At 68.2% G+C, this 20,237-nt stretch carries 18 protein-coding genes; 3 read left to right on the top strand and 15 right to left on the bottom strand.

Features of this window, described 5'->3' with window-relative positions; translation table 11 throughout:
• Positions 1-576: 576 nt before the first annotated feature.
• From tyrS to AC1DF4_RS11930, 5 genes are all read right to left on the bottom strand, one after another.
• The gene (tyrS, locus tag AC1DF4_RS11950) at positions 577-1,890 is read right to left on the bottom strand and encodes a tyrosine--tRNA ligase (RefSeq protein WP_476913088.1); all 1,314 of its coding nucleotides are present in this window, start codon (positions 1,888-1,890) and stop codon (positions 577-579) included.
• A gap of 159 nt (positions 1,891-2,049) precedes the next feature.
• Positions 2,050-4,278 carry a HelD family protein gene (locus tag AC1DF4_RS11945; RefSeq protein WP_476913087.1) on the bottom strand — a complete coding sequence of 743 codons (2,229 nt, stop codon included), beginning with the start codon at positions 4,276-4,278 and terminating at the stop codon, positions 2,050-2,052.
• A gap of 187 nt (positions 4,279-4,465) precedes the next feature.
• Entirely contained in the window at positions 4,466-5,008 is a 543-nt protein-coding gene (locus tag AC1DF4_RS11940) for an adenine phosphoribosyltransferase (protein WP_476913098.1), read from the bottom strand.
• A 59-nt stretch (positions 5,009-5,067) separates the two neighbouring features.
• Complete coding sequence (locus AC1DF4_RS11935) at positions 5,068-5,673, bottom strand: hypothetical protein (RefSeq protein ID WP_476913086.1); 606 nt, start codon at positions 5,671-5,673, stop codon at positions 5,068-5,070.
• A 58-nt stretch (positions 5,674-5,731) separates the two neighbouring features.
• Complete coding sequence (locus AC1DF4_RS11930; RefSeq protein WP_476913085.1) at positions 5,732-6,373, bottom strand: DNA-3-methyladenine glycosylase; 642 nt, start codon at positions 6,371-6,373, stop codon at positions 5,732-5,734.
• Between the two features lie 90 nt (positions 6,374-6,463).
• Between AC1DF4_RS11930 and AC1DF4_RS11925 the strand changes: the two genes are divergently transcribed.
• Positions 6,464-8,005, top strand: coding sequence for an AlkA N-terminal domain-containing protein (locus tag AC1DF4_RS11925; RefSeq protein ID WP_476913084.1), 1,542 nt, complete (start codon positions 6,464-6,466; stop codon positions 8,003-8,005).
• Complete coding sequence (locus AC1DF4_RS11920; RefSeq protein WP_476913083.1) at positions 8,002-8,547, top strand: methylated-DNA--[protein]-cysteine S-methyltransferase; 546 nt, start codon at positions 8,002-8,004, stop codon at positions 8,545-8,547. The genes AC1DF4_RS11925 and AC1DF4_RS11920 overlap by 4 nt, the downstream gene beginning before the upstream one ends.
• 35 nt (positions 8,548-8,582) lie before the next feature.
• Here AC1DF4_RS11920 and AC1DF4_RS11915 read toward each other — a convergent pair whose 3' ends face one another.
• The 10 genes from AC1DF4_RS11915 to argC all read right to left on the bottom strand — a co-directional run bounded on the left by AC1DF4_RS11915 (position 8,583) and on the right by argC (position 18,726).
• A complete protein-coding gene (locus tag AC1DF4_RS11915) occupies positions 8,583-9,323 on the bottom strand; it encodes a maleylpyruvate isomerase family mycothiol-dependent enzyme (protein ID WP_476913082.1) in 741 nt (246 codons plus the stop codon).
• Positions 9,324-9,361: 38 nt separating this feature from the next.
• Positions 9,362-9,892, bottom strand: coding sequence for a pyridoxine/pyridoxamine 5'-phosphate oxidase (locus AC1DF4_RS11910; RefSeq protein ID WP_476913081.1), 531 nt, complete (start codon positions 9,890-9,892; stop codon positions 9,362-9,364).
• Positions 9,893-10,001: 109 nt separating this feature from the next.
• Positions 10,002-11,429, bottom strand: a complete 1,428-nt coding sequence (gene argH / locus AC1DF4_RS11905; protein WP_476913080.1) for an argininosuccinate lyase — start codon at positions 11,427-11,429, stop codon at positions 10,002-10,004.
• A gap of 5 nt (positions 11,430-11,434) precedes the next feature.
• Positions 11,435-12,640 (bottom strand): argininosuccinate synthase, encoded by a 1,206-nt coding sequence (locus tag AC1DF4_RS11900; RefSeq protein ID WP_476913079.1) that lies wholly within the window; start codon positions 12,638-12,640, stop codon positions 11,435-11,437.
• Between the two features lie 108 nt (positions 12,641-12,748).
• Positions 12,749-13,282, bottom strand: coding sequence for an arginine repressor (locus AC1DF4_RS11895; protein ID WP_441405406.1), 534 nt, complete (start codon positions 13,280-13,282; stop codon positions 12,749-12,751).
• Complete coding sequence (gene argF, locus AC1DF4_RS11890; protein ID WP_476913078.1) at positions 13,282-14,271, bottom strand: ornithine carbamoyltransferase; 990 nt, start codon at positions 14,269-14,271, stop codon at positions 13,282-13,284. The genes AC1DF4_RS11895 and argF overlap by 1 nt, the downstream gene beginning before the upstream one ends.
• A complete protein-coding gene (locus AC1DF4_RS11885; RefSeq protein WP_476913077.1) occupies positions 14,268-15,554 on the bottom strand; it encodes an acetylornithine transaminase in 1,287 nt (428 codons plus the stop codon). Before AC1DF4_RS11885 ends, argF begins: the two co-directional genes overlap by 4 nt.
• Positions 15,551-16,507, bottom strand: a complete 957-nt coding sequence (gene argB, locus AC1DF4_RS11880) for an acetylglutamate kinase (protein ID WP_476913076.1) — start codon at positions 16,505-16,507, stop codon at positions 15,551-15,553. The genes AC1DF4_RS11885 and argB overlap by 4 nt, the downstream gene beginning before the upstream one ends.
• A gap of 24 nt (positions 16,508-16,531) precedes the next feature.
• Complete coding sequence (gene argJ, locus AC1DF4_RS11875; RefSeq protein ID WP_476913075.1) at positions 16,532-17,698, bottom strand: bifunctional glutamate N-acetyltransferase/amino-acid acetyltransferase ArgJ; 1,167 nt, start codon at positions 17,696-17,698, stop codon at positions 16,532-16,534.
• Complete coding sequence (gene argC / locus AC1DF4_RS11870) at positions 17,695-18,726, bottom strand: N-acetyl-gamma-glutamyl-phosphate reductase (RefSeq protein ID WP_476913074.1); 1,032 nt, start codon at positions 18,724-18,726, stop codon at positions 17,695-17,697. Before argC ends, argJ begins: the two co-directional genes overlap by 4 nt.
• A 209-nt stretch (positions 18,727-18,935) precedes the next feature.
• Between argC and AC1DF4_RS11865 the strand changes: the two genes are divergently transcribed.
• Entirely contained in the window at positions 18,936-20,039 is a 1,104-nt protein-coding gene (locus AC1DF4_RS11865; RefSeq protein ID WP_476913073.1) for a fatty acid desaturase family protein, read from the top strand.
• The last annotated feature ends 198 nt before the right edge of the window (positions 20,040-20,237 follow it).

The following is a 20,237-nucleotide window of genomic DNA, read 5'->3' as shown; positions in this document are numbered from 1 at the left end:
AAGCACGCCGCCAGCGTTCATCCTGAGCCAGGATCAAACTCTCCGTTGAAGTAAAACAGACACACCATGCGCCCCCGGGAAAACGGGATGCACACAATGCACAAAATTTGAAACCAGCTGTAAAAACCAGACCACACCACGGGGTGGCGGGTCCGGTCAATTCAACCAATTCAATACAATAAATTGGTATCAACAAACTTGGCACACTATTGAGTTCTCAAACAACAGACACATTCGAATTACTGGCCGAAACAATTCAATGTAATTGAATTCTTTTGTTTCGCTTTTCCTTCGCTGCGATATTTCAAGCTTATTTCATTCATATCCACTTTGCAAATCCGGATTTTCATCTGAATTTCACTCGGTGAAGCGAATCCGCCCAGCAGAATTGGAAGCAATTTTTCATGTTTGCACCGTATGATCCAGGGGAGCCGAAAGCGCTAGAAGAATTGCTTCTCTATTTTTGTTGGGGTTGGCCGCCACTCTTCGGTGGCGACTCAGAAAACAATACACGCTCCTCCCCGACCTTGCAACTGGATCGGGAAGGAGCGTGCAGATGACGCAGGGGGTGCAGGACTAGCCGGCTGTGACCTCAACAGTTGCCAGGTTTTTCTTGCCCCGGCGCAGCAACAGGTAGCGTCCGTGCAGCAGCTGCCCGGACTCTATGACCGCCTCCGGATCCGCCACCTTGGCGTTGTTGACGTAGGCTCCACCCTCCCCCACCGTGCGGCGGGCGGCGGACTTGCTCTCCGACAAACCCGTTGCCACCAGCAGTTCGATGATGCCCAGGCCGCCGGCGTCGACGGTCGCTGACGGCAGCTCGGAGGTCGCAGCCTTGAGCGTCGCCTCATCGAGGACGCTCAAGTCACCGTTGCCGAACAGCGCAGCGGAGGCGGCGATGACCTTCTCGGTGGCATCCACGCCGTGGACAAGGGAGGTCACCTCGTAAGCCAGCTTCCGCTGTCCTTCGCGGGCGAAGGGCCGCTCCGCAACCGCGGCCTCCAAAGCCTCGATCTCGGCACGGCCCAGGAACGTGAAAACCTTCAGGCGTGCCGCAACGTCGCTGTCCGCGGTGTTCAGCCAGAACTGGTAGAAGGCGTACGGGCTGCACATCTCCGGATCCAGCCAGATGGCGTTGCCCTCGCTCTTGCCGAACTTGGTGCCGTCGGAGTTGGTGATGAGGGGCGTACCGAGCGCATGGACGTGTTTGCCCTCGACCTTGCGGATAAGGTCGGTGCCGCTGGTGAGGTTGCCCCACTGGTCCGAACCGCCGGTCTGCAGAACACAGCCATAGTCGCGGAAGAGCTGGAGGTAGTCCATACCCTGCAGGATCTGGTAGCTGAACTCCGTGTAGCTGATCCCCTCATCGGAGTTCAGGCGGTTGGCAACAATGTCCTTCTTGATCATGGTGCCGACCCGGAAGTGCTTGCCGATCCCGCGCAGGAAGTCGATGGCGCTCAGCGGCGCAGTCCAGTCCAGGTTGTTGACCATCCGGGCTGCGTTGTCGCCGTCGAAGCTGAGGAAACGCTGCACCTGCTCCTGCAGTTTCCCGACCCATTCGGCGACGGTCTCGGGGGTGTTCAGCACGCGTTCGGCGGTCTGCCGGGGATCGCCGATCAGGCCGGTCGAGCCGCCCACCAGCCCGAGGGGTTTGTGGCCGGCCAGCTGGATCCGGCGCATCAGCAGCAACTGGACCAGGTTTCCCAGGTGCAGGCTCGGCGCAGTGGGATCGAAGCCGCAGTAATAGGTCACGGGATCGCCGGCAAGCAGCTTTTCAAGCTCCGCCTCATCCGTTGAGACGTGGACAAGGCCGCGCCATTTCAGCTCCTGCCAGACGTTGGCGAAGCTGGGGTCATTCTGCTGGGAACGGAGATCATTTAGCTGGGACACGGAATCTAAGTTAGCAGGATCGAGGCGCCCTCAGCGCTTGTGACCGTCCTTAGACCCGGAGCCGGCAGAGGCACGACGGCGGGACTTCCGCCGCCGTCGTCCGCTGTCCGGTGTCGGGACGCCCAGGCGCCGGGGTACGCCGGCGCCTGGAGGCAGGACTCAGTCTTCGATGCCGGCCGGCACGCCGGCGGCGGCGATGAGCCGCAGCCGCTGCGTGGGCCGGGTCATGGCGACATACAGGTCACCGACGCGGCCGTGTTCGTGGTTCAGCATCGCCGACGGCTCCAGCACCACGACGCCGTCGAACTCCAGGCCCTTGGCCTCGCGGGGGCTGATCACCACGATGTCCTGCACGTAGCTGCCGGCATCCGTGCCGACGCGCCGGCCATAGACAGCGCGCAGGGCGGCGGTCGCCTCCGGGAGGAGTTCGCCGTCGGCAATGACGGCGAGCAGACCGCCTTCCAGCGAATCGAGTTCCTGCGGCAGGACCTCAACGAGCTTGTTGATGATCTGGCCGGGTTCGACGCGGTCGATCACCGGAGCCCAGCGGCCTTCGCGGACGGCCTTCGGAGCCGAGACGACCAGTCCTGCCGCGTTGGCCATCCGGGCGGCCGCTTCCGCGATCTGCGAGGGCGTGCGGTAGTTGACGGTGAGTTCCTCAAGCTGCCAGCGGTCCCCAAACATGGGAGCCAGTGCGCCGTGCCAGGAATTGGCGCCGGCGACCGAACTCGTCTGGGCAATGTCGCCCACGATCGTGAAGGACTTCAGCGGGCAGCGGCGCACCAGCAGCCGCCACTGCATGGGCGAGAGTTCCTGGGCTTCGTCCACCACGATGTGCCCGAAGGCCCAGCTGCGGTCCGTCGTGGCGCGCTCGGCCGCGGTGAGCCGGGCTTCGCGTTCCTGGTTCTGGTCCACGAGCTCTTCCGCGGTGACCAGGACGTCCACGCCGGCGGTCTCCATGTTGACCAGCGTCTGCTTGGCGTTGGCCAGATCGCGGGCGCGGTCGTGTTCCTGCTGGGCCAGTCCCCTGCCGGCGGCCGCGTCGAGTTCGCCAAGCAGTTCGGCGGCCTCGTCCAGCAGCGGGACGTCCGATTCGGTCCACGGGGCATCGGCGGGACGGAGCAGCAGTTCGCGCTCGGCCGGGCTGAGCCCCGGCGTGCAGGCCTCCAGGATCGCGGGCCTGCTGAGGAGTTCACCGATGAGCTTCTCCGGTGTCATCGGCATCCAGCACAGGTTCAGGGCGATGCGGACGTCCCTGGCAGAGCGGACGTCCTCGGCCAGGTAGGAGCGGTCGGCGTTGTTGCCGATGCTGCCGGCTTCGACGAGTTCCGTCATCTGCTCGGTCAGTTCGCGCAGCAGCATCTTCACGAACGAGACGCGGGCCTCGTTGTGCGGCTTGCCGGTGGAGCGTGCCCGGTCCCGGGCGCGGCGGACCTGCCGGGGCGTCAGGACAAGTTTGCGCCCGTCCACTTCGAGGATGCGGTTTGCGGCCGGAATTCGTTGCCGGTTGGCCACGGCGTTCGCCACGACCTCGGCCATGTCCAGCCGGCCCTTAATGGCCGCGACGTCGGCTTCAGGCTCGGCAACGGCGTGGATGCCCGGCATCAGCCGGCCGACGCTCGCCATCACGACGCCGGTTTCGCCCAGCGACGGCAGGACGCGCTCGATGTATTTCATGAACGACGACGACGGGCCCACCAGCAGGACGCCGGCGGTTTTGAGCCGGTCGCGGTGGGTGTAGAGCAGGTACGCGGCACGGTGCAGGGCGACGGCGGTTTTGCCGGTGCCGGGACCGCCCTGGACCACGAGTGCGCCGGAGATCGAGGAGCGGATGATCCGGTCCTGTTCGGACTGGATGGTCCCGACGATGTCGGACATCCGTCCGGTCCGCTTGGAATTCAGGGCTGCCAGCAGGGCGCCCTCGCCTTGGAGGGAGTCATTGTCGGCGAGCAGGTCGGCGTCGAGGACGTCATCCTCGATGGCCTTGACTTCGCGGCCCTGCAGGATGAGGTGGCGGCGGCGGCGCACGCCCTGCCGGTCGAACGCGGTGGCCTGGTAGAAGTGGCCGGCTTCGGGGGCGCGCCAGTCCAGCATGAGGCGCTGAAGGTCGTCCGTGGTCAGGCCGATGCGGCCGATGTACTGGGCCTCCCCGGAGTCCAGGTCAAGGCGGCCGAACACGAGCCGGTCGTCGACGGCGTCGAGCTGCGCCAGGCGGTCCTCGTAGAGTGCCGCGAAGGCGTCCCGCTCGGAGACGTTCTGCATGGTGCCCACCGCACCGGCACGCCGGACCTGGGCCAGCTGGGCGCGCTTTTCCGCCCGCAGCTCATCCAGCCGGGCGTAAAGTCCGGCCACATAGTCGCGCTCATGGGCCAAATCAGCGTCGTGCATCGAACGTTCCCCTATCGAAAAAGACGGACCAACCATTCTACAACCATTTCGGTCTGCCCATCCGAACATGTCAGTTTTTTGCAGGCATTCTACCGGGGCATGCGGAATCGTCCATTGTTCCGCGCGCAGACTTCCCCGCTGCCGGCACGGCCGGGACATGCTTGCGGCGCAGTGCGGCGGGACGGGACTATAGGCGGAGCAGGGAGCTGACCCGGTGGCTGCCCAGGGCCGACCGGCCACCGAGCTCGTCGAGTTCCAGAACCACACCCACTCCGGCAACCTCCACACCGCAGCGTTCGAACAGCCGCACGGCGGCCCCGAGCGTGCCGCCCGTGGCGAGGACGTCGTCGAGGATCAGGACCCTGCTGCCGGGAGCGAGGTCCGTGGTGTGCAGCTCAAGGGTGGCGTTGCCGTATTCGAGGGCGTAGTCCTCGGACACCACCTCCCGCGGCAGCTTGCCGGCTTTGCGGACGGTGATGACGCCGGTGCCGGTCGCGTAGGCCGCGGCCGCAGCCAGCAGGAAGCCACGGGCCTCCACGCCGGCGACGGCGTCGAACTGGCCCTTGAACGGCTCAACGAGTGCGTTCACCACGGCCTTCAGTGCCGCGCCGTCGGCGAAGACGGGGGTCAGGTCCTTGAAGACGATGCCGGGTTTGGGGTAATCGGGGATGGTGGCACACAGGCTGCTGATCAGCTCGTCCACCGGCGCGGGGGTCTCATTCGGGGTCATCGTGGTCTGTCGGTGCTCGCTTGGATTCACCCATCAACCCTACTGGCTGGCACCAAACCCTACGGATCGGGCCTTTCGGGTCCCGCACCGTCGACCGGTGCGGCCGGAGAGCGCAGGAGGTCGTGCGCGAGGCCGTAGCGGACGACGTCGAGTGCCTTTCTGAGCGCGTGCTCCGCGTCGAACCGGTGGGCCGCCGCCGCCCGGAGCCGGTTGTAGTCCTTCGCCCAGTCGGAGCGGTGGAACCGGTCGGCGTCGCCGTGCAGGAGCCGTCCGTAGAGAACGTCCTCGAAAGTGTCGCGCCCGTCATCCGGGGCCGGTCCGGGAATGTCGTGCTGGCGGCCCTGCACCATCTCGGCCGTGAAGAGGGCTGTCACTGCATCCGCCCCCTCGGCAAGCCCGCGGTCTGCCGCGAAGTTGCACAGGCGGAGGGCCCGCACCACCAGTTTGAGCGAGACATGTTCATCCCGGACGATGAATTTGCGCAGCAGGGCCGCCCGGAAGAGCTCCACCCACTGCCTGCGCTCCCCCTCGACAGAGTCCGGCGGCACCGGCCCGCCCTCCGGCCGGAACAGCCCGGCCATCCGGAAGTATTCGGCGGCCAGTTGCTCAAAAATCTCGAGCCGTTCGAGCTCGTTGCGCGGTTTCCCGCGCTTGCCCTCACCCATAAGACCTCATCATCCCCGCCGAATCGTGGGAGTCACCAGGATCGCCGCGTCCGGACTGCTATGCCAGACGCACTTTCGCCGCCTTGTAGCGGGAGACGGTCGGGTCGCCGCTCAGCCAGAAGCGCCAGGGGTAGTCGTGGCTGCCCCCGGCGCCCGAGACGCCGACGCGCGGCCCCGAGCTGACGTCCACGGCATGGACGGCCGGAAGATCCAGCCGGAACGGGGACTGGAGGGCGTCGCGGCCGCTGTCCGCCGTCGTGATGCCGAGCGCCGTGGCGAGCCGCGCCGGGCCGCTCGCCAGGTCCTTGGGAGATTTCGACGTCGGCCGTCGCTTGAGGGCCAATTCCTCCCCTGCCACAATCTCGCCGGCCCGCAGCAGGACCGCGGAGGCCAGGCCGTCCGGTCCGCACACGATGTTGGCGCAGTGGTGCATGCCGTAGGTGAAGTAGACGTACAGGTGGCCGGCCGGGCCGAACATCACCGCGTTGCGGGCGGTGGCGCCGCGGAAGGTGTGCGAGCCGGGATCCGGGTGCAGCGAGTCATGCGGCCCCAAGTAGGCCTCCACCTCCGTGATCCGCACAGACACCGGGCCGTCGCGGCCCTCATGCGTCAGCACCGCGCCGAGCAGCAGCGGCGCCACCTCGCGGGCGTCCCGGGACAGGAGCTCACGGAGTTCGCTGGCAGGCGGCGTCTGACTCATGCTCCGACTTTAACAAACGGCTGGCACCGCCTCCACGGCGGTGTCCGATTTCCGCTAGCGGCAGTTCCGGGAAGCTGGCAGGATGAACACATGGACTTCTGGCAGCGCTACCGGGCAATCGACGCCCGGGACACCCGGTTCGACGGGCAGTTCTATACCGCTGTCCGCACCACGGGCATATATTGCCGCCCTTCCTGTCCGGCCCGGACCCCCAAAGCGGGGAATGTCACCTTCTACGAAACGTCCGCCGCCGCGCACGACGCCGGCTACCGGGCCTGCAAGCGCTGCCTGCCCGAGGCGGTCCCCGGCACACCGGCGTGGAACCTGCGCTCGGACATCGCGGGACGGGCGATGCGGCTCATCAACGACGGTGTGATCAACCGCGACGGCGTGGAAGGGCTCGCAGCCCGGCTGGGTTACTCCTCGCGGCAGCTCAACCGGATCCTGAGCCACGAACTCGGTGCGGGACCGCTGTCGCTGGCGAGGGCAAGCCGGGCCCAGACCGCGCGCACCCTGCTGGTTTCCACCACCATGAAGGTCGCCGACATCGCGTTCGCGGCCGGTTTCAGCAGCGTGCGCCAGTTCAACGAGACTATCGGCGAGGTCTTCGCAATGACGCCCTCGGCACTGCGGGCCACGGCCCGGCACCATAAGGCGCCGTCGTCGGCCGCTGTGACGTCGACGGCGCTGACGCTCAACCTTCCGTACCGTGAGCCGTTCGACCCGGGGGTCTTCGATTTCCTCGCGGTCCGGGCCGTCCCCGGCATCGAGGAGGGGTCCTCCGGTTCTTACGCCCGGACGCTGCGCCTGGCCCACGGCGACGCGCGCTTCCGGGTGGACTACGACGCCGCAGCCCCCGGCCGTCCGCTGGTGCTGACCATCGGCGCCGTCGACCTGCGGGACTTGCCTTCCCTGCTCTGCCGGGTCCGCAGGTTGCTGGACCTCGACGCCGACCCCGTCGCCATCGACGGCGCGCTGGGGTCCGATCCGCGGCTGGCCGCCAGCGTTGCTGCCACCCCGGGCATCCGGATGCCGGGCGCCGTCGACCCGCAGGAGCTGCTGGTCCGCGCGATGATCGGGCAGCAGATCACCGTCGCAGCGGCCAGGACAGCCCTCATCCAGCTGTCCGCGGCCGGGAGCGAGTGCCTGGTTCCGGCCGACGGACTGCACCGGCTGTTCCCAACGGCGGCGCAGATCGCGGAGACCGGTTTCGAGCTCCTCCGCGGCCCGCAGCGCCGCATCGACTCAGTCCGGGGTGCTGCCGCGGCGATGGCGTCGGCCGACCTCGATTTCGGCTACGGCGATGACCTGCCGGGGCTGGAGTCGAAACTGCTGCCGCTCGCCGGCGTCGGCCCGTGGACGGTGGGTTATGTGGCGATGCGCGTGATCGGCGCTCCGGATGTCTTCCTGGCCAACGACGCCGCCGTGCGCAACGGCATCCGCTCCCTCGCGGCCGCCCCGGCCGGCGCTGCCCCGGCCCCCGAAACGCCGCCTAGCCCTGACTTCCGTGAACTCAGCCCCTGGCGCTCGTATGCCACCATGCACCTCTGGCGCGCTGCCGCGGCAGCACAGTCCGCGGCCCGGTCCACCAGGCTCGCGAAGATTGCAACTCCGAAGAAAGCGACATCATGAAAGCCCAACTGTTGACCATGTCCACCCCGGACGGTCCCTTCACCATCATTGCCCGGGACGGGGCCGTGCTTGCCTCCGGGTGGACCGCAGTTCCCGGCGAACTGACCGGGCAGATCCACGCGGACCTGCTGCCGGGCGAGTTCGAGACCGCGACCGGACTCGGTGCCATCTCTGAGGCCGTGGACGGGTTCTACGACGGGGATCCGGGGCCGGCCATGGAGGTGCCGGTGCTGCAGAAGTCCGGTCCGTTCCGCGGCCACGCCTGGGACATGCTCCGGACCGTCGCGCCGGGACACCCCGTGACTTACACCGAGTACGCTGCCCTGTCCGGAAACGTAAAAGCCGTACGCGCGGCAGCGAGTGCCTGTGCCTTCAACGCGGCGGCCCTGTTTGTTCCGTGCCACCGCGTCATCCGCACCGACGGGACCCTGGGCGGCTTCCGCTGGGGGCTGGCCATCAAGGAAAGCCTCCTGGCCCGGGAACGCGAGACTTTGCTGCTCGAAACCGCGCCGAAGTCGGACTTGGCGCCCATACTGCGCTAGCGCACCGGCACGGGATCTGACCCCGGACGGAAGCGTCAGCGGGTGACGGGCACCCCGGCGGGCCACGGCAGCAGCTCCGGAAGGTCAACGCCGTCGGCCGCCGCGGTGGCGCGCAGGCTGCCGAGGGTCGGAGTGCGTCCCGCGAGCCAGGCCGCGATATCGGTCAGCATCCCGTTGATCGCCGTCGAGCGGCCGCCGGGCGTTCCGATGGCCATGCCGGGCAGGCCGAGCGGCTGGAGCACGAAGCGCTGCCCCTCCGGCACGCGGGCGGCCAGGAAATCGAACAGGTGCTCGCAGAACGGCCGGCTCCAGGTTTCCGGCCCGCGGCCCGTCCCGAGGTCGGTGGCATGGATGGTGAGCTCGCGCCAGAGCGCCAGGCCGCCGTCCAGGACGACTCCCCCGCGGTAGCTGATCGGCACTTGCCAGCCGGCGTCGTCCAGCGTTTCGAAGGCGTGCAGGGCCCGGCCGAGGGCAGCGTCCACATCTGCCCGGTGTTCGGCGAGGGTGTGCCCGGCGGCCATTTCGATGGCGCGGGTCCGGCCCTCGTACCCGCCGTCGTAGAGCTCGATGCTTTCGCCTTGGGCCGCGAATTCCAGCTGGCGGGCCATCGCGTTGGCGATGCCGCAGACGTGGGCCAGCACGTGGCCGCGGGTCCAGCCCGGCAGTTCCGAGGGCGCTCTGACGTCTTCCTCGCTCAGTTTGGCGGTGATTCCGGTCACGACGCCGGCGGCGCGGCGGAGTTCTTCCAGGAGGTTTTCCGGGGTGATTGCGGTCATGGCGATCATCCTAGCCGAGGGCACTGGATAAATCAGGATTAACTGAAGGGCTCCGGGCCGTACCGGTGGCGGATGTGCCGGCGGTCGTGCCGGGCCTGCCAGAATTCGATTTCGCGGGGCCTGACGGCGTACAGCTGCCAGGTGGGGTTGTCGCTGCCGTCCGCGCCGGGCCGGGCGTGCCAGTCTGATGCGGACGCTTCGCGGGAAAGTTCCATGACGCTGCCGGCGACGCGGACCTGCCGGCCCTGCTGCTGCCAGAAGAAGTTCAACGCCGCGTGCGGGTTGGCCGTGAGCTCCTGCCCTTTGCGGGACTCCCGGGACGTGGCGAAGTGCCAGCCGTCGTCGTCGATGTCCTTCAGGATCAGCATCCGGGAGGAGGGCCGGCCGAGCCCGTCCGCTGTGGCCAGACTGCAGGCGTTGGGCTGCGGGACACCGGCGTGCACCGCCTCGTCCAGCCACAGCCGGAAGAGTTCGGCAGGATCCGCGGGGGCTGAGGCCGGGTCGAAGTCCGGCAGCTCGTCCGGGAAATCGGGCAGGGCTCGCAACATCTGGCGGAACGGTTCGCTCATGGACCCACCTTAAGCGCCGCGAGTTCACACTTCGCGGCAATGTTTGCGAAAAACACTGCCGCGAAGTGCGAACTCGAGTAGGACGTGGGCCCCTGGGTGTGCATGGAAGCTAGCCTGCGTACTCCCGCACGCCGGCGAGCTCGCCCTCGAGGGCCAGCAACTGGCGCTCGACGGCGGCCGGTGCGGTGCCGCCCTGCGAGTTCCGGCTGTTGAGCGAGCCCTCGGTGGACAGGACCGTGCGGACCTCCGGTGTCAGGTGCTCCGAGATGGCGGCGTATTCCTCGTCCGTCAGGTCCCAGAGTTCGACGCCGCGGCTTTCGGCCTGCTTGACCGCGGCACCGGAGAGCTCGTGGGCCTCGCGGAACGGAACGCCCTGCCGGACCAGCCATTCGGCGATGTCCGTGGCCAGCGCGAAACCCTGCGGTGCCAGCGATTCCATCCGTTCGGTGTTGAACGTCAGCGTCGCGATCATGCCGGAGACGGCCGGGAGCAGGACCTCCAGGGTGTCGGCGGCGTCGAAGACCGGCTCCTTGTCCTCCTGCAGGTCGCGGTTGTAGGCGAGCGGCAGGCCCTTAAGGGTGGCCAGCAGCCCGGTCAGGTTGCCGATCAGCCGGCCGGCCTTTCCGCGTGCCAGTTCCGCCACATCCGGGTTCTTCTTCTGCGGCATGATCGAGGAGCCGGTGGAGTAGGAATCGTGCAGGGTGACGAAGGAGAACTCCTTGGTGGCCCACAGGATGACTTCCTCCGACACCCGGGAGAGGTCCACTCCGATCATGGCGGTGATCCACGCGAACTCGGCGAAGACGTCGCGGGAGGCGGTGCCGTCGATCGAGTTGTGCGTGGCGGAGTAGAAGCCCAGGTCCGCGGCGACGGCTTCCGGGTCCAGGCCCAGCGAGGACCCCGCGAGGGCGCCCGAACCGTAGGGCGAAACACCCGCACGCTTGTCCCAGTCGGCCAGCCGCTGCACGTCGCGCAGCAGCGCCCAGGCGTGGGCCAGCAAGTGGTGGCTGAGCAGGACGGGCTGGGCGTGCTGGAGGTGGGTGCGGCCGGGCATGGCCACGCCCTGGTGCGCCTTGGCCTGGTCCACCAGCGCATCGATCGTGGCGAGCACGCCGCGGGCGATGATCCGGGCGTGGTCGCGCAGGAACATCCGTCCCAGCGTGGCCACCTGGTCATTGCGGGACCGGCCGGCGCGGAGCTTGCCGCCGAGCTGGGTGCCGGCGCGCTCGATCAGGCCGCGTTCCAAGGAACCGTGCACGTCCTCATCCGACTCGGCGGGCAGGTAGGCGCCGGAGGCGACGTCCTCGTCCAGCCGGGTCAGGGCGGCAAGCATGCCCTCGAGTTCGGCGTCGTCCAGCAGCCCGGCCTTGTGCAGCACGCGGGCGTGCGCCTTGGACCCGGCGATGTCGTAGCGGGCCAGCCGCCAGTCGAAGTGCGTGGACTTGCTCAGCGCGGCGAGGGCGTCCGCGGGACCTCCGGCGAACCGGCCGCCCCACAGCGCACCCGTGTTTGTAGCCTCGGACTTGTGCTCAGCCACAGGGGCTACTTTCCGGCGACGCGGATGTCGCGGCCGGAGGCAACCTTGGCGGACATGCCCCACAGCTCAATGAAGCCGCGCGCCATCGACTGGTCGAACGTGTCGCCGGTGTCGTACGTGGCGAGGTCGAAGTCGTAGAGCGAGGTCTCGGAGCGGCGTCCGTTGACGATCGCCTGGCCGCCATGCAGCACCATGCGGATGTCACCGGTGACGTAGCGCTGGGTGTCTAGGATGAAGGCATCGAGGGAGCGCTTGAGCGGGGAGAACCACTGTCCGTCGTAAACCAGCTCGGCCCAGCGCTGGCCGACGGTCGCCTTGAAGCGGGCCTGCTCGCGTTCGATCGTGATGTCTTCGAGGTGCTTGTGCGCGGTGATCAGCGCCATGGCACCGGGGGCCTCGTAGATTTCGCGGGACTTGATGCCGACGAGGCGGTCCTCGACGACGTCGATCCGGCCGACGCCCTGGGCGCCGGCGCGGCGGTTGAGTTCCTTGATGGCCTGCAGCGGGGTGACCTTGACGCCGTCGATCGCTACCGGGATGCCGGCCTCGAAGGAGATGGTGACTTCATCCGGCGCCGGCGGGAACTCCGGGGCGGCGGTGTAGTCGTAGATGTCCTTGGTGGGGGCGTTCCAGATGTCTTCGAGGTAGCCGGTCTCGACGGCGCGGCCCCAGACGTTCTGGTCGATCGAGTACGGGTTCTTTTTGGTGGTCTCGATCGGCAGTCCCTTTTCTTCGGCGAAGGCGATGGCCTTGTCGCGGGTCAGGGCGAGGTCGCGGACCGGGGCGATGCACTTCAGGTCCGGGCCGAGGGTCTGGATGCCGACCTCGAAGCGGACCTGGTCGTTGCCCTTGCCAGTGCAGCCGTGGGCGACGGTGGTGGCGCCGAACTCGCGGGCGGCCTTGACGAGGTGCTTGACGATCACCGGCCGGGAGATCGCGGAGACCAGCGGGTAGTGGCCCTGGTAGAGGGCGTTGGCCTGCAGCGTTGGCATGCAGTACTCGTTGGCGAACTCGTCGGACGCGTCGGCCACGTAGGCTTCGACGGCGCCGCAGCCCAGGGCACGCTGGCGGATCGTCTCCAGCGACTCGCCGCCCTGTCCGACGTCGACCGCCACGGCGATGACCTCGGCGCCGGTTGCTTCACCGATCCAGCCGATGGCTACGGATGTATCCAGGCCACCGGAGTAGGCCAGCACAATACGCTCAGTCACTTGAAATGCTCCTTAGTTGTTTGGGGAAAATGTCGGGGAAAAGCTTGTCTACTGAAAGCCTGTCACATCCGTGTGGCAGGCCCAATCTTCAATGAATCCTGCGGCTCCTCAGCCGGTGCCGGCTTCCTCGGCGAGCTGCAGGAAGCGGGCGGCCAGGGCCGCGCCGCCGAGCGGGTCGCGGGTGACCAGCAGCACGGTGTCGTCCCCCGCGATGGTGCCCAGGATGGACGGCATCACCGAGTGGTCGATCGCGAGGGCCAGGAAGTTGGCAGCGCCGGGAGGGGTCCGGAGCACCACGATGTTCGCGGACGCTTCGGCGGTGACCAGCAGTTCGCCGCAGAGCCGGGCCAGCCGCGCGTCGAGGATCTCCTGGGTGACGCCGCTCTTGGCCGCACGCTCGCCGCCCTCCCCCGGCACCGCGTAGACCAGGACGCCTTCCTTGCCGCGGACCCGGACGGCGCCCAGTTCCACGAGGTCCCGGGACAGCGTGGCCTGGGTGACCTGGACGCCGTCGTCCGCCAGCAGCGCCGCCAGTTCCGCCTGCGAGCGGACCGATTCACCGGTGAGGATCGCGGTGATCCGCGCTTGCCGGGCCGTTTTGGTGGCCGGGCTGGCACCCGGCGCGGCGGGCTGGACGGACACTAGCCGAGCCCGTCGACGACGGCGAGGCCGGACCGGTGCATCAGCCAGGCCATGAGGGCCTTCTGGGCGTGCAGCCGGTTCTCGGCCTCGTCCCAGACGATGGACTGCGGGCCGTCGATCACGGCCGCGGCGATCTCGTAGCCGCGGTAGGCGGGCAGGCAGTGGAGCACGACGGCGTCCGGTGCGGCAAGCTTCATCGCCGCTTCGTCCACGGCGTAGCCGCGGAACAGCTGCAGCCGGGCCTCCTTCTCGTCCTCCTGGCCCATGGAGACCCACGTGTCGGTGGCGACGACGTCGGCTCCGAGCAGCGCCTCGGCGGCGTCCACCGTGACGAGCACCGAGCCGCCGGTCTCCGCCGCGCGGTCTTCGGCCGCGGCGATGATTTCCGCGGCGGGCAGGTACCCCTCGGGGCCGGCGATGCGGACGTGCATGCCCGCGGTGACGCCGGCCAGCAGGTAGGAGTTTGCCATGTTGTTGGCGGAGTCGCCGAGGTAGCTCATGGTGAGGCCCTTGAGCTCGCCCTTGTGTTCCTTGACGGTGAGCAGGTCGGCGAGGAGCTGGCAGGGGTGGTAGTCGTCGCACAGGGCGTTGATCACCGGCACGCGGGAGTTTTTGGCCATGGCGACGAGCCCGGAGTGGGCGCCGGTGCGCCAGACGATGGTGGACACCATGCGCTCCAGGACCCTGGCGGTGTCCTCGACGGATTCCTTGTGGCCGATCTGCGCCTCGCCCGGGTTGATGATGAGCGCGTTGCCGCCCATGTCCGCGACGCCGGTGGCGAAGGAGACGCGCGTCCGGGTGGAGGTCTTGTCGAAGATCACGGCGACGGTCTGGCGTCCGCTGCCGTCGGCGGCGAACGGCTGCACGCTGTACGGGGCGGCTTTCATCCGGACGGCGAGCTCCAGGACCTCGGCCTGCTCGGCCGGGGTGAGGTCCGTGTCCTTGAGGAAGTGGCGGGTCTGGCTCTTCGAAATCTCCGGAGCGTTCACTGGGCGTCCTTTGCGGTCTGGAGGAGGGCGGGCAGTGCCGCGAGGAAGCGGTCGGCCTGTTCGGTGGTGAGGATCAGCGGCGGCGCGAGGCGGATGGTGTGCGGGCCGGGGCTGTTGACGATGTAGCCCGCGTCGAGTCCGGCTGTCACAACGGCCGGGGCGACGTCGGCGTCGAGGTCGAAGCCGATGAGGAGACCTTCGCCGCGGACCTCGGTGACGCCGTCGATCGTGGCAAGGCCGGACCGCAGGTGCTCCCCCGTTTCGCGGACGTGGTCCAGGACGTGCTGGGTTTCCAGGACGTGCAGGGTGGCAAGTGCCGCCGCGGTGGCCACCGGGTTGCCGCCGAACGTCGTCCCGTGTTGGCCGGCCGACAGCAGCGAGGACACCTCCGGGCCGAAGGTGACGAGGGCGCCGATCGGGAAGCCGCCGCCGAGGCCCTTGGCGAGGGTGACGGCGTCGGGCACCATCCCTGCGTCCTCGCTCGCGAGCCATTTGCCGGTGCGGCCGATGCCGGTCTGGACCTCGTCCAGGATCAGCAGGGCGCCGGCGGCGCTGGTGGCCTCCCGCGCGGCCTGCAGGTAGCCGGCGGGCAGCGGGCGGACGCCGGCTTCGCCCTGGATCGGTTCGAGGAAGACCGCGGCGGTGGTCTCGTCAATTTCGGCCCGGAGCGCTTCGATGTCACCGAACGGGATGTGCACGACGCCGGCGGGCAGCGGTGCGAACGGCGCCCGGTAGGCCTCCTTCGCGGTGAGCGCGAGGGCCCCCATGGTGCGGCCGTGGAAGGCGCCTTCGAGCGCGATGATTTTGGTGCGCGGTTTGTCCGCTGACTCGTGGCTGGCGCCATTGTTCCGCCGGGCCAGCTTGAACGCGGCCTCGACGGCCTCGGTGCCCGAGTTGGCGAAGAACACCTTGGAACCCGCCGGGGCCTTGGAAACTTCCAGCAGTTTCTCGGCCAGCGCGATCTGGGTGGGGCTCGTGAAGAAGTTGGAGACGTGGCCCAGGGTGGCGAGCTGGCTGGAGATCACCGAGGTGACAAACGGGTGAGCGTGGCCCAGGGCGTTGACGGCGATGCCGCCGAGCAGGTCCAGGTATTCCTTGCCGTCGGCGTCCCAGACGAGGCAGCCGGCGCCGCGGACCAGGACCCGCTGCGGGGTGCCGAAGACGCCCAGCAGGGAGGACGAGTAGCGGGACAGCCACTGCGCGCCGGTGGCATGCGAATGGACCAGTTCCCCCACCGGCGAGTGCTCAAGATCCGTGGAAGCTGCGGTTTCGATCTGGTTCATTTGTTGTCCTCGTCCGGGACGACCTGCGTGCCGATGCCCGCCGTCGTGAAGGTTTCCAGCAGCATCGAGTGCGGCAGCCGGCCGTCCACGATGTGCGCGCGTTCGACGCCGCCCTCGACGGCTTTGAGGCAGGCTTCCATCTTCGGGATCATGCCCGACTCCAGGCTCGGGAGCAGCTCGCGCAGTTCCGACGCCGTCAGCGAGGAAATCAGTGAGGAGCGGTCCGGCCAGTTGGCGAAGAGCCCCTCGACGTCGGTCAGGATCACGAGTTTGGAGGCGCCGAGGGCTTCGGCGAGGGCGGCGGCAGCGGTGTCCGCGTTGACGTTCAGGACCTGGCCGGTGGTCTGGGCCTGTTTTGTCGCGGCGTCCAGGCTGCCGTCGTCGAAGATTTCAGGGGCAACGGTGGAGATCACCGGGATCCGGCCGGCCGCGATGATGTCCAGGATTCCTTCGGGGTTCACGCCGGTCACCTCGCCCACGAGGCCCAGGTCGACCTCTTCGCCGTCGACGATGGTGCCGGTGCGGACGGCGCGGAGCAGGCCGCCGTCTTCGCCGGACATGCCGACGGCGTACGGGCCGTGGGAGTTGATCAGGCCGACGAGTTCCCGGCCGACCTGGCCGGTGAGGACCATGCGGACCACGTCCATGGCCTCGGGGGTGGTGACCCGCAGGCCGCCCTTGAATTCGGATTCGATGCCGAGCCGGCTGAGCATGGCGTTGATCTGCGGGCCGCCGCCGTGCACCACCACGGGGTGGATGCCGACGTGGTGCAGGAAGACGACGTCCTCGGCGAAGGCGCGGCGGAGCTCGTCGTTGACCATGGCGTTGCCGCCGTATTTGATCACCATGGTGGTGCCGGCGAAGCGCTGGATCCAGGGCAGGGCCTCGATCAGGGTGCCGGCCTTGCCCTGGGCGTCGGACATGGAGGTGGTTTCGCGGGTCTGGGTGTTCATAGTGGTCGTCCCTCCGGGAACTGCCTAGCTGGAGTAGGCGCTGTTTTCGTGGACGTAGTCGTGGGTGAGGTCGTTGGTCCAGATGGTGGCCTCCGCCGCGCCCGCCTGCAGGTCGATCTCGACGAGGACCTCGCGCGGCTCCAGGTCCACGAGGCCGCGGTCATCGCCGATGCTGCCGTTGCGGCAGATCTGCACGCCGTTCATGGACACGTTGAGCTGGTCCGGCTCGAAAGCCGCGTCGGTGGTGCCGACGGCGGAGAGCACGCGGCCCCAGTTGGGGTCCTTGCCGAAGATGGCGGCTTTGAAGAGGTTGGAGCGGGCGACGGCGCGGCTGACCACTTCGGCGTCCCGCTCACTCGCGGCGTTGAAGGTGCGGATCGCGATGTCGTGGCTGGCGCCCTCGGCGTCGCCGATCAGCTTGCGGGCCAGTTCCGCACAGACCTGGGTCAGGCCCTTGCCGAATTCGACGGCGGACGGCACGGCGCCGGAGGCACCGGAGGCGAGCAGCACCACCGTGTCGTTGGTGGACATGCAGCCGTCCGAGTCCGCCCGGTCAAAGGTGACCCGGGTGGCGTCGCGGAGCACGACGTCGAGCGTGTCCGGCTGGACCTCCGCGTCGGTGGTGAGGACCACCAGCATCGTGGCGAGTCCGGGGGCGAGCATGCCGGCGCCCTTGGCCATGCCGCCGATGATGAACTCGTTGCCGTCGGCGTCGGTGCCGGTGAAGACCGCCTGCTTCGACACCGAGTCCGTGGTCATGATCGCGCTGGCCGCGTCGGACCCGCCGTCACTGCTGAGCGCCGCCGTGGCACTGCCGATCCCGGTGAGGATCTTCTCCATCGGAAGCTGCTCGCCGATCAGCCCCGTGGAGCAGACAAAGACGTCGGTGGCTGAGACGCCCAGCGCCTCGGCGGTCTTCTCGGCGGTGGTGTGCGTGTTCTGGAAACCCTGCGGGCCGGTGCAGGCGTTGGCTCCGCCGGAGTTGAGGATGACGGCATCCACGCGGCCGTCCTTGACCACCTCGCGGGACCAGTGCACGGGGGCTGCGGCCACCCGGTTGGACGTGAACACGGCCGCGGCAGCCTTGGCGGGGCCGTCGTTGACCACGAGGGCGAGGTCCGGGGTGCCGGAGGCCTTCAGGCCGGCCGTGACGCCGGCGGCGCGGAATCCCTGGGGGGCGGTGATGCTCACGGTGCGACTCCCTGCAGTTCGAGGCCGGCGGTTTCCGCCAGGCCGAGGGCGATGTTCATGGACTGCACGGCCCCGCCGGCGGTCCCCTTGGTCAGGTTGTCGATGGCACAGGTGACGATCACGCGGCCGGTGTGGCTGTCGAGCGACAGCTGCATGACGGCGTGGTTGGAGCCCTGCACGGACTTGGTGGAGGGCCAGCGGCCCTCCGGCAGCAGGTGCACGAAAGGCTCGTCGTCGTAGGCCTCGGTCCAGGCACGACGCAGCTCCTCCGCGGTCACGCCGGGCCGCACCTTAGCCGTCGCGGTGGTGAGGATGCCCCGGCTCATGGGGGCCAGGGTGGGGGTGAAGGAGACGGTGACCGGAGCGTTCAGGGCCTTGGACAGTCCCTGTTCGATTTCGGGTGTGTGCCGGTGTCCGCCGCCCACGCCGTAGGGGCTCATCGAACCCATCACCTCGGCACCGATCAGGTTCACCTTCGCGGCCTTGCCGGCCCCGGAAGTGCCGGACGCGGAGACGATGACGACGTCGTCCGCCTGCAGCAGGTGGTTGCTGAAGCCCGGGGTGAGGGCGAGCAGGGCCGACGTCGGGTAGCAGCCGGGGACTGCGATCCGCTTGGCACCGCGGAGCGCCTCGCGCTGGCCGGGGAGCTCGGGCAGGCCGTAGGGCCAGGTGCCGGCGTGCGGCGAACCGTAGAACTTCTCCCACGCCGCCGGGTCCTCGAGACGGTGGTCGGCGCCGGCGTCGATCACCACGGTGCCGGCCGGCAGCTGCGCGGCAATGTCCGCAGAGGCACCGTGCGGCAGGGCGAGGAACACGACGTCGTGTCCGGCCAGGTTCTCCACCGTGGTGTCTTCGAGGATGCGGTTGGCCAGGCCGTGGAGATGGGGCTGCAATTCCCCTAGTCTGGAACCGGCGTTGCTGTGCGCCGTGATGGCGCCGATGGTGACGTCAGGGTGGCCGGCGAGGAGCCGCAGCACCTCGCCGCCGGCATAACCGCTTGCGCCGGAGACGGCAACAGAAATAGTCATAGCTAGGACTATACAGCAAGAGTATGCATAGATCCCGATATTTATGCATCAGCTCCCACGTGCCCCGGGCCTGCTGTCGCCGCCGTTCCGCTCGCATCCGGGAGGGCTGCGTAATGCCGCGGGCGTATGCTTGGTAAAGGGTGATCCAGACCGTGCAATCCGAGTGTCGGGTGCAGCGTTGCCCGTAACAGCATCGGGGCCCGCCTTCCATGACCTCCACCCTCTCCGCCCCTGCCGCAAGGCCCGGGGGCACCAAATCGCGGATCCGGCAACCGAACGCCGTCGTCCTGAGCTACTCGGAACTCCTCAAAACCGTCAAGGCCGCAGGCCTGCTGGAACGCCGCGTCGGCTTCTACATCACCGTGTTTTCCGTCCTGGTGCTCCTGATGACGGCCACCTGGTTCGGCTTCGCACTGATCGGGGACAGCTGGTTCCAGCTCCTCATCGCCGCGGCCGTCGGCATCCTCTGCACCCAGCTGAGCTTCCTGGCCCACGAGGCCGGGCACCGGCAGATCTTCGCCTCGCGCCGCGCGAATGACTGGGCCGCACGGCTGCTGGCCACCTCGGTCGCCGGGATCAGCTACTCCTGGTGGGAACAGAAACACGGCGCGCACCACAACCACCCGAACGTCATTTCCAAGGACCCGGACATCGCGACGGGCGCAATCGCGTTCTACCCCGAAGCTGCGGCGACCCGGCAGGGACGCTTTTCCTACCTGACCCGCAAACAGGGCTGGCTTTTCTTCCCGCTGCTGTTCCTGGTCGGCTTGGGCCTCCAGATCGATTCGATCAAGTTCATCTTCCAGCGCGCCAAGGTCACGCACCGCTGGGTTGAAATCCCGATCCTCCTTGCCCGCCTCAGCCTGCTGCCCGTGCTCGCTTTCACCTTCCTGCCGTGGGGCATGGCGCTTGCATTCATCGCGGTCCAGCTCGCCGTCTTCGGTTTCTACATGGGCGCGTCCTTCGCACCGAACCACAAGGGCATGCCGGTCCTGCCGGCCGACAGCCGCGTGGACTTCTTCAGCCGCCAGGTCCTGACGTCCCGGAACATCTCCGGCGGCCGCTTCATGGACATCCTGCTCGGCGGCCTCAACCGCCAGGCCGAGCACCACCTCTTCCCGGACATGGCCCGCCCGCAGCTCGACAAGGCCGCCGTGATCGTCCGTGAGTTCTGCGCGAAGCACCAGGTCCCCTACACGGAAACCACGCTGCTGCAGTCCTACGGCATCATCGTCCGCTACCTCAACGACGTCGGCCTCTCCGCCGGACGCCACTTCGAGTGCCCGATGGCCACGGTCACCCGCCGCTACTAGGCGGCGGAGGCTCCCCAGCCGCGCAGGCGCCCTGGCGGGCCTGTCACCCCCTTAAGGGCACCGACTTTACTGTTTGACCTGAAGTGACGGCCGGATACCGGCCGTCACTTCGTCGTTGGCGCCGGTGTCCCTAGGATGGGTGCAGGATCAGGTCCAGGATCGTCAGGCCCTGGAATATCAGCCCAGGAAATTCAGCCC

This window comes from Arthrobacter sp. 05N429, from assembly GCF_056397045.1.
This window is presented reverse-complemented; position numbering and strand designations above follow the sequence as displayed.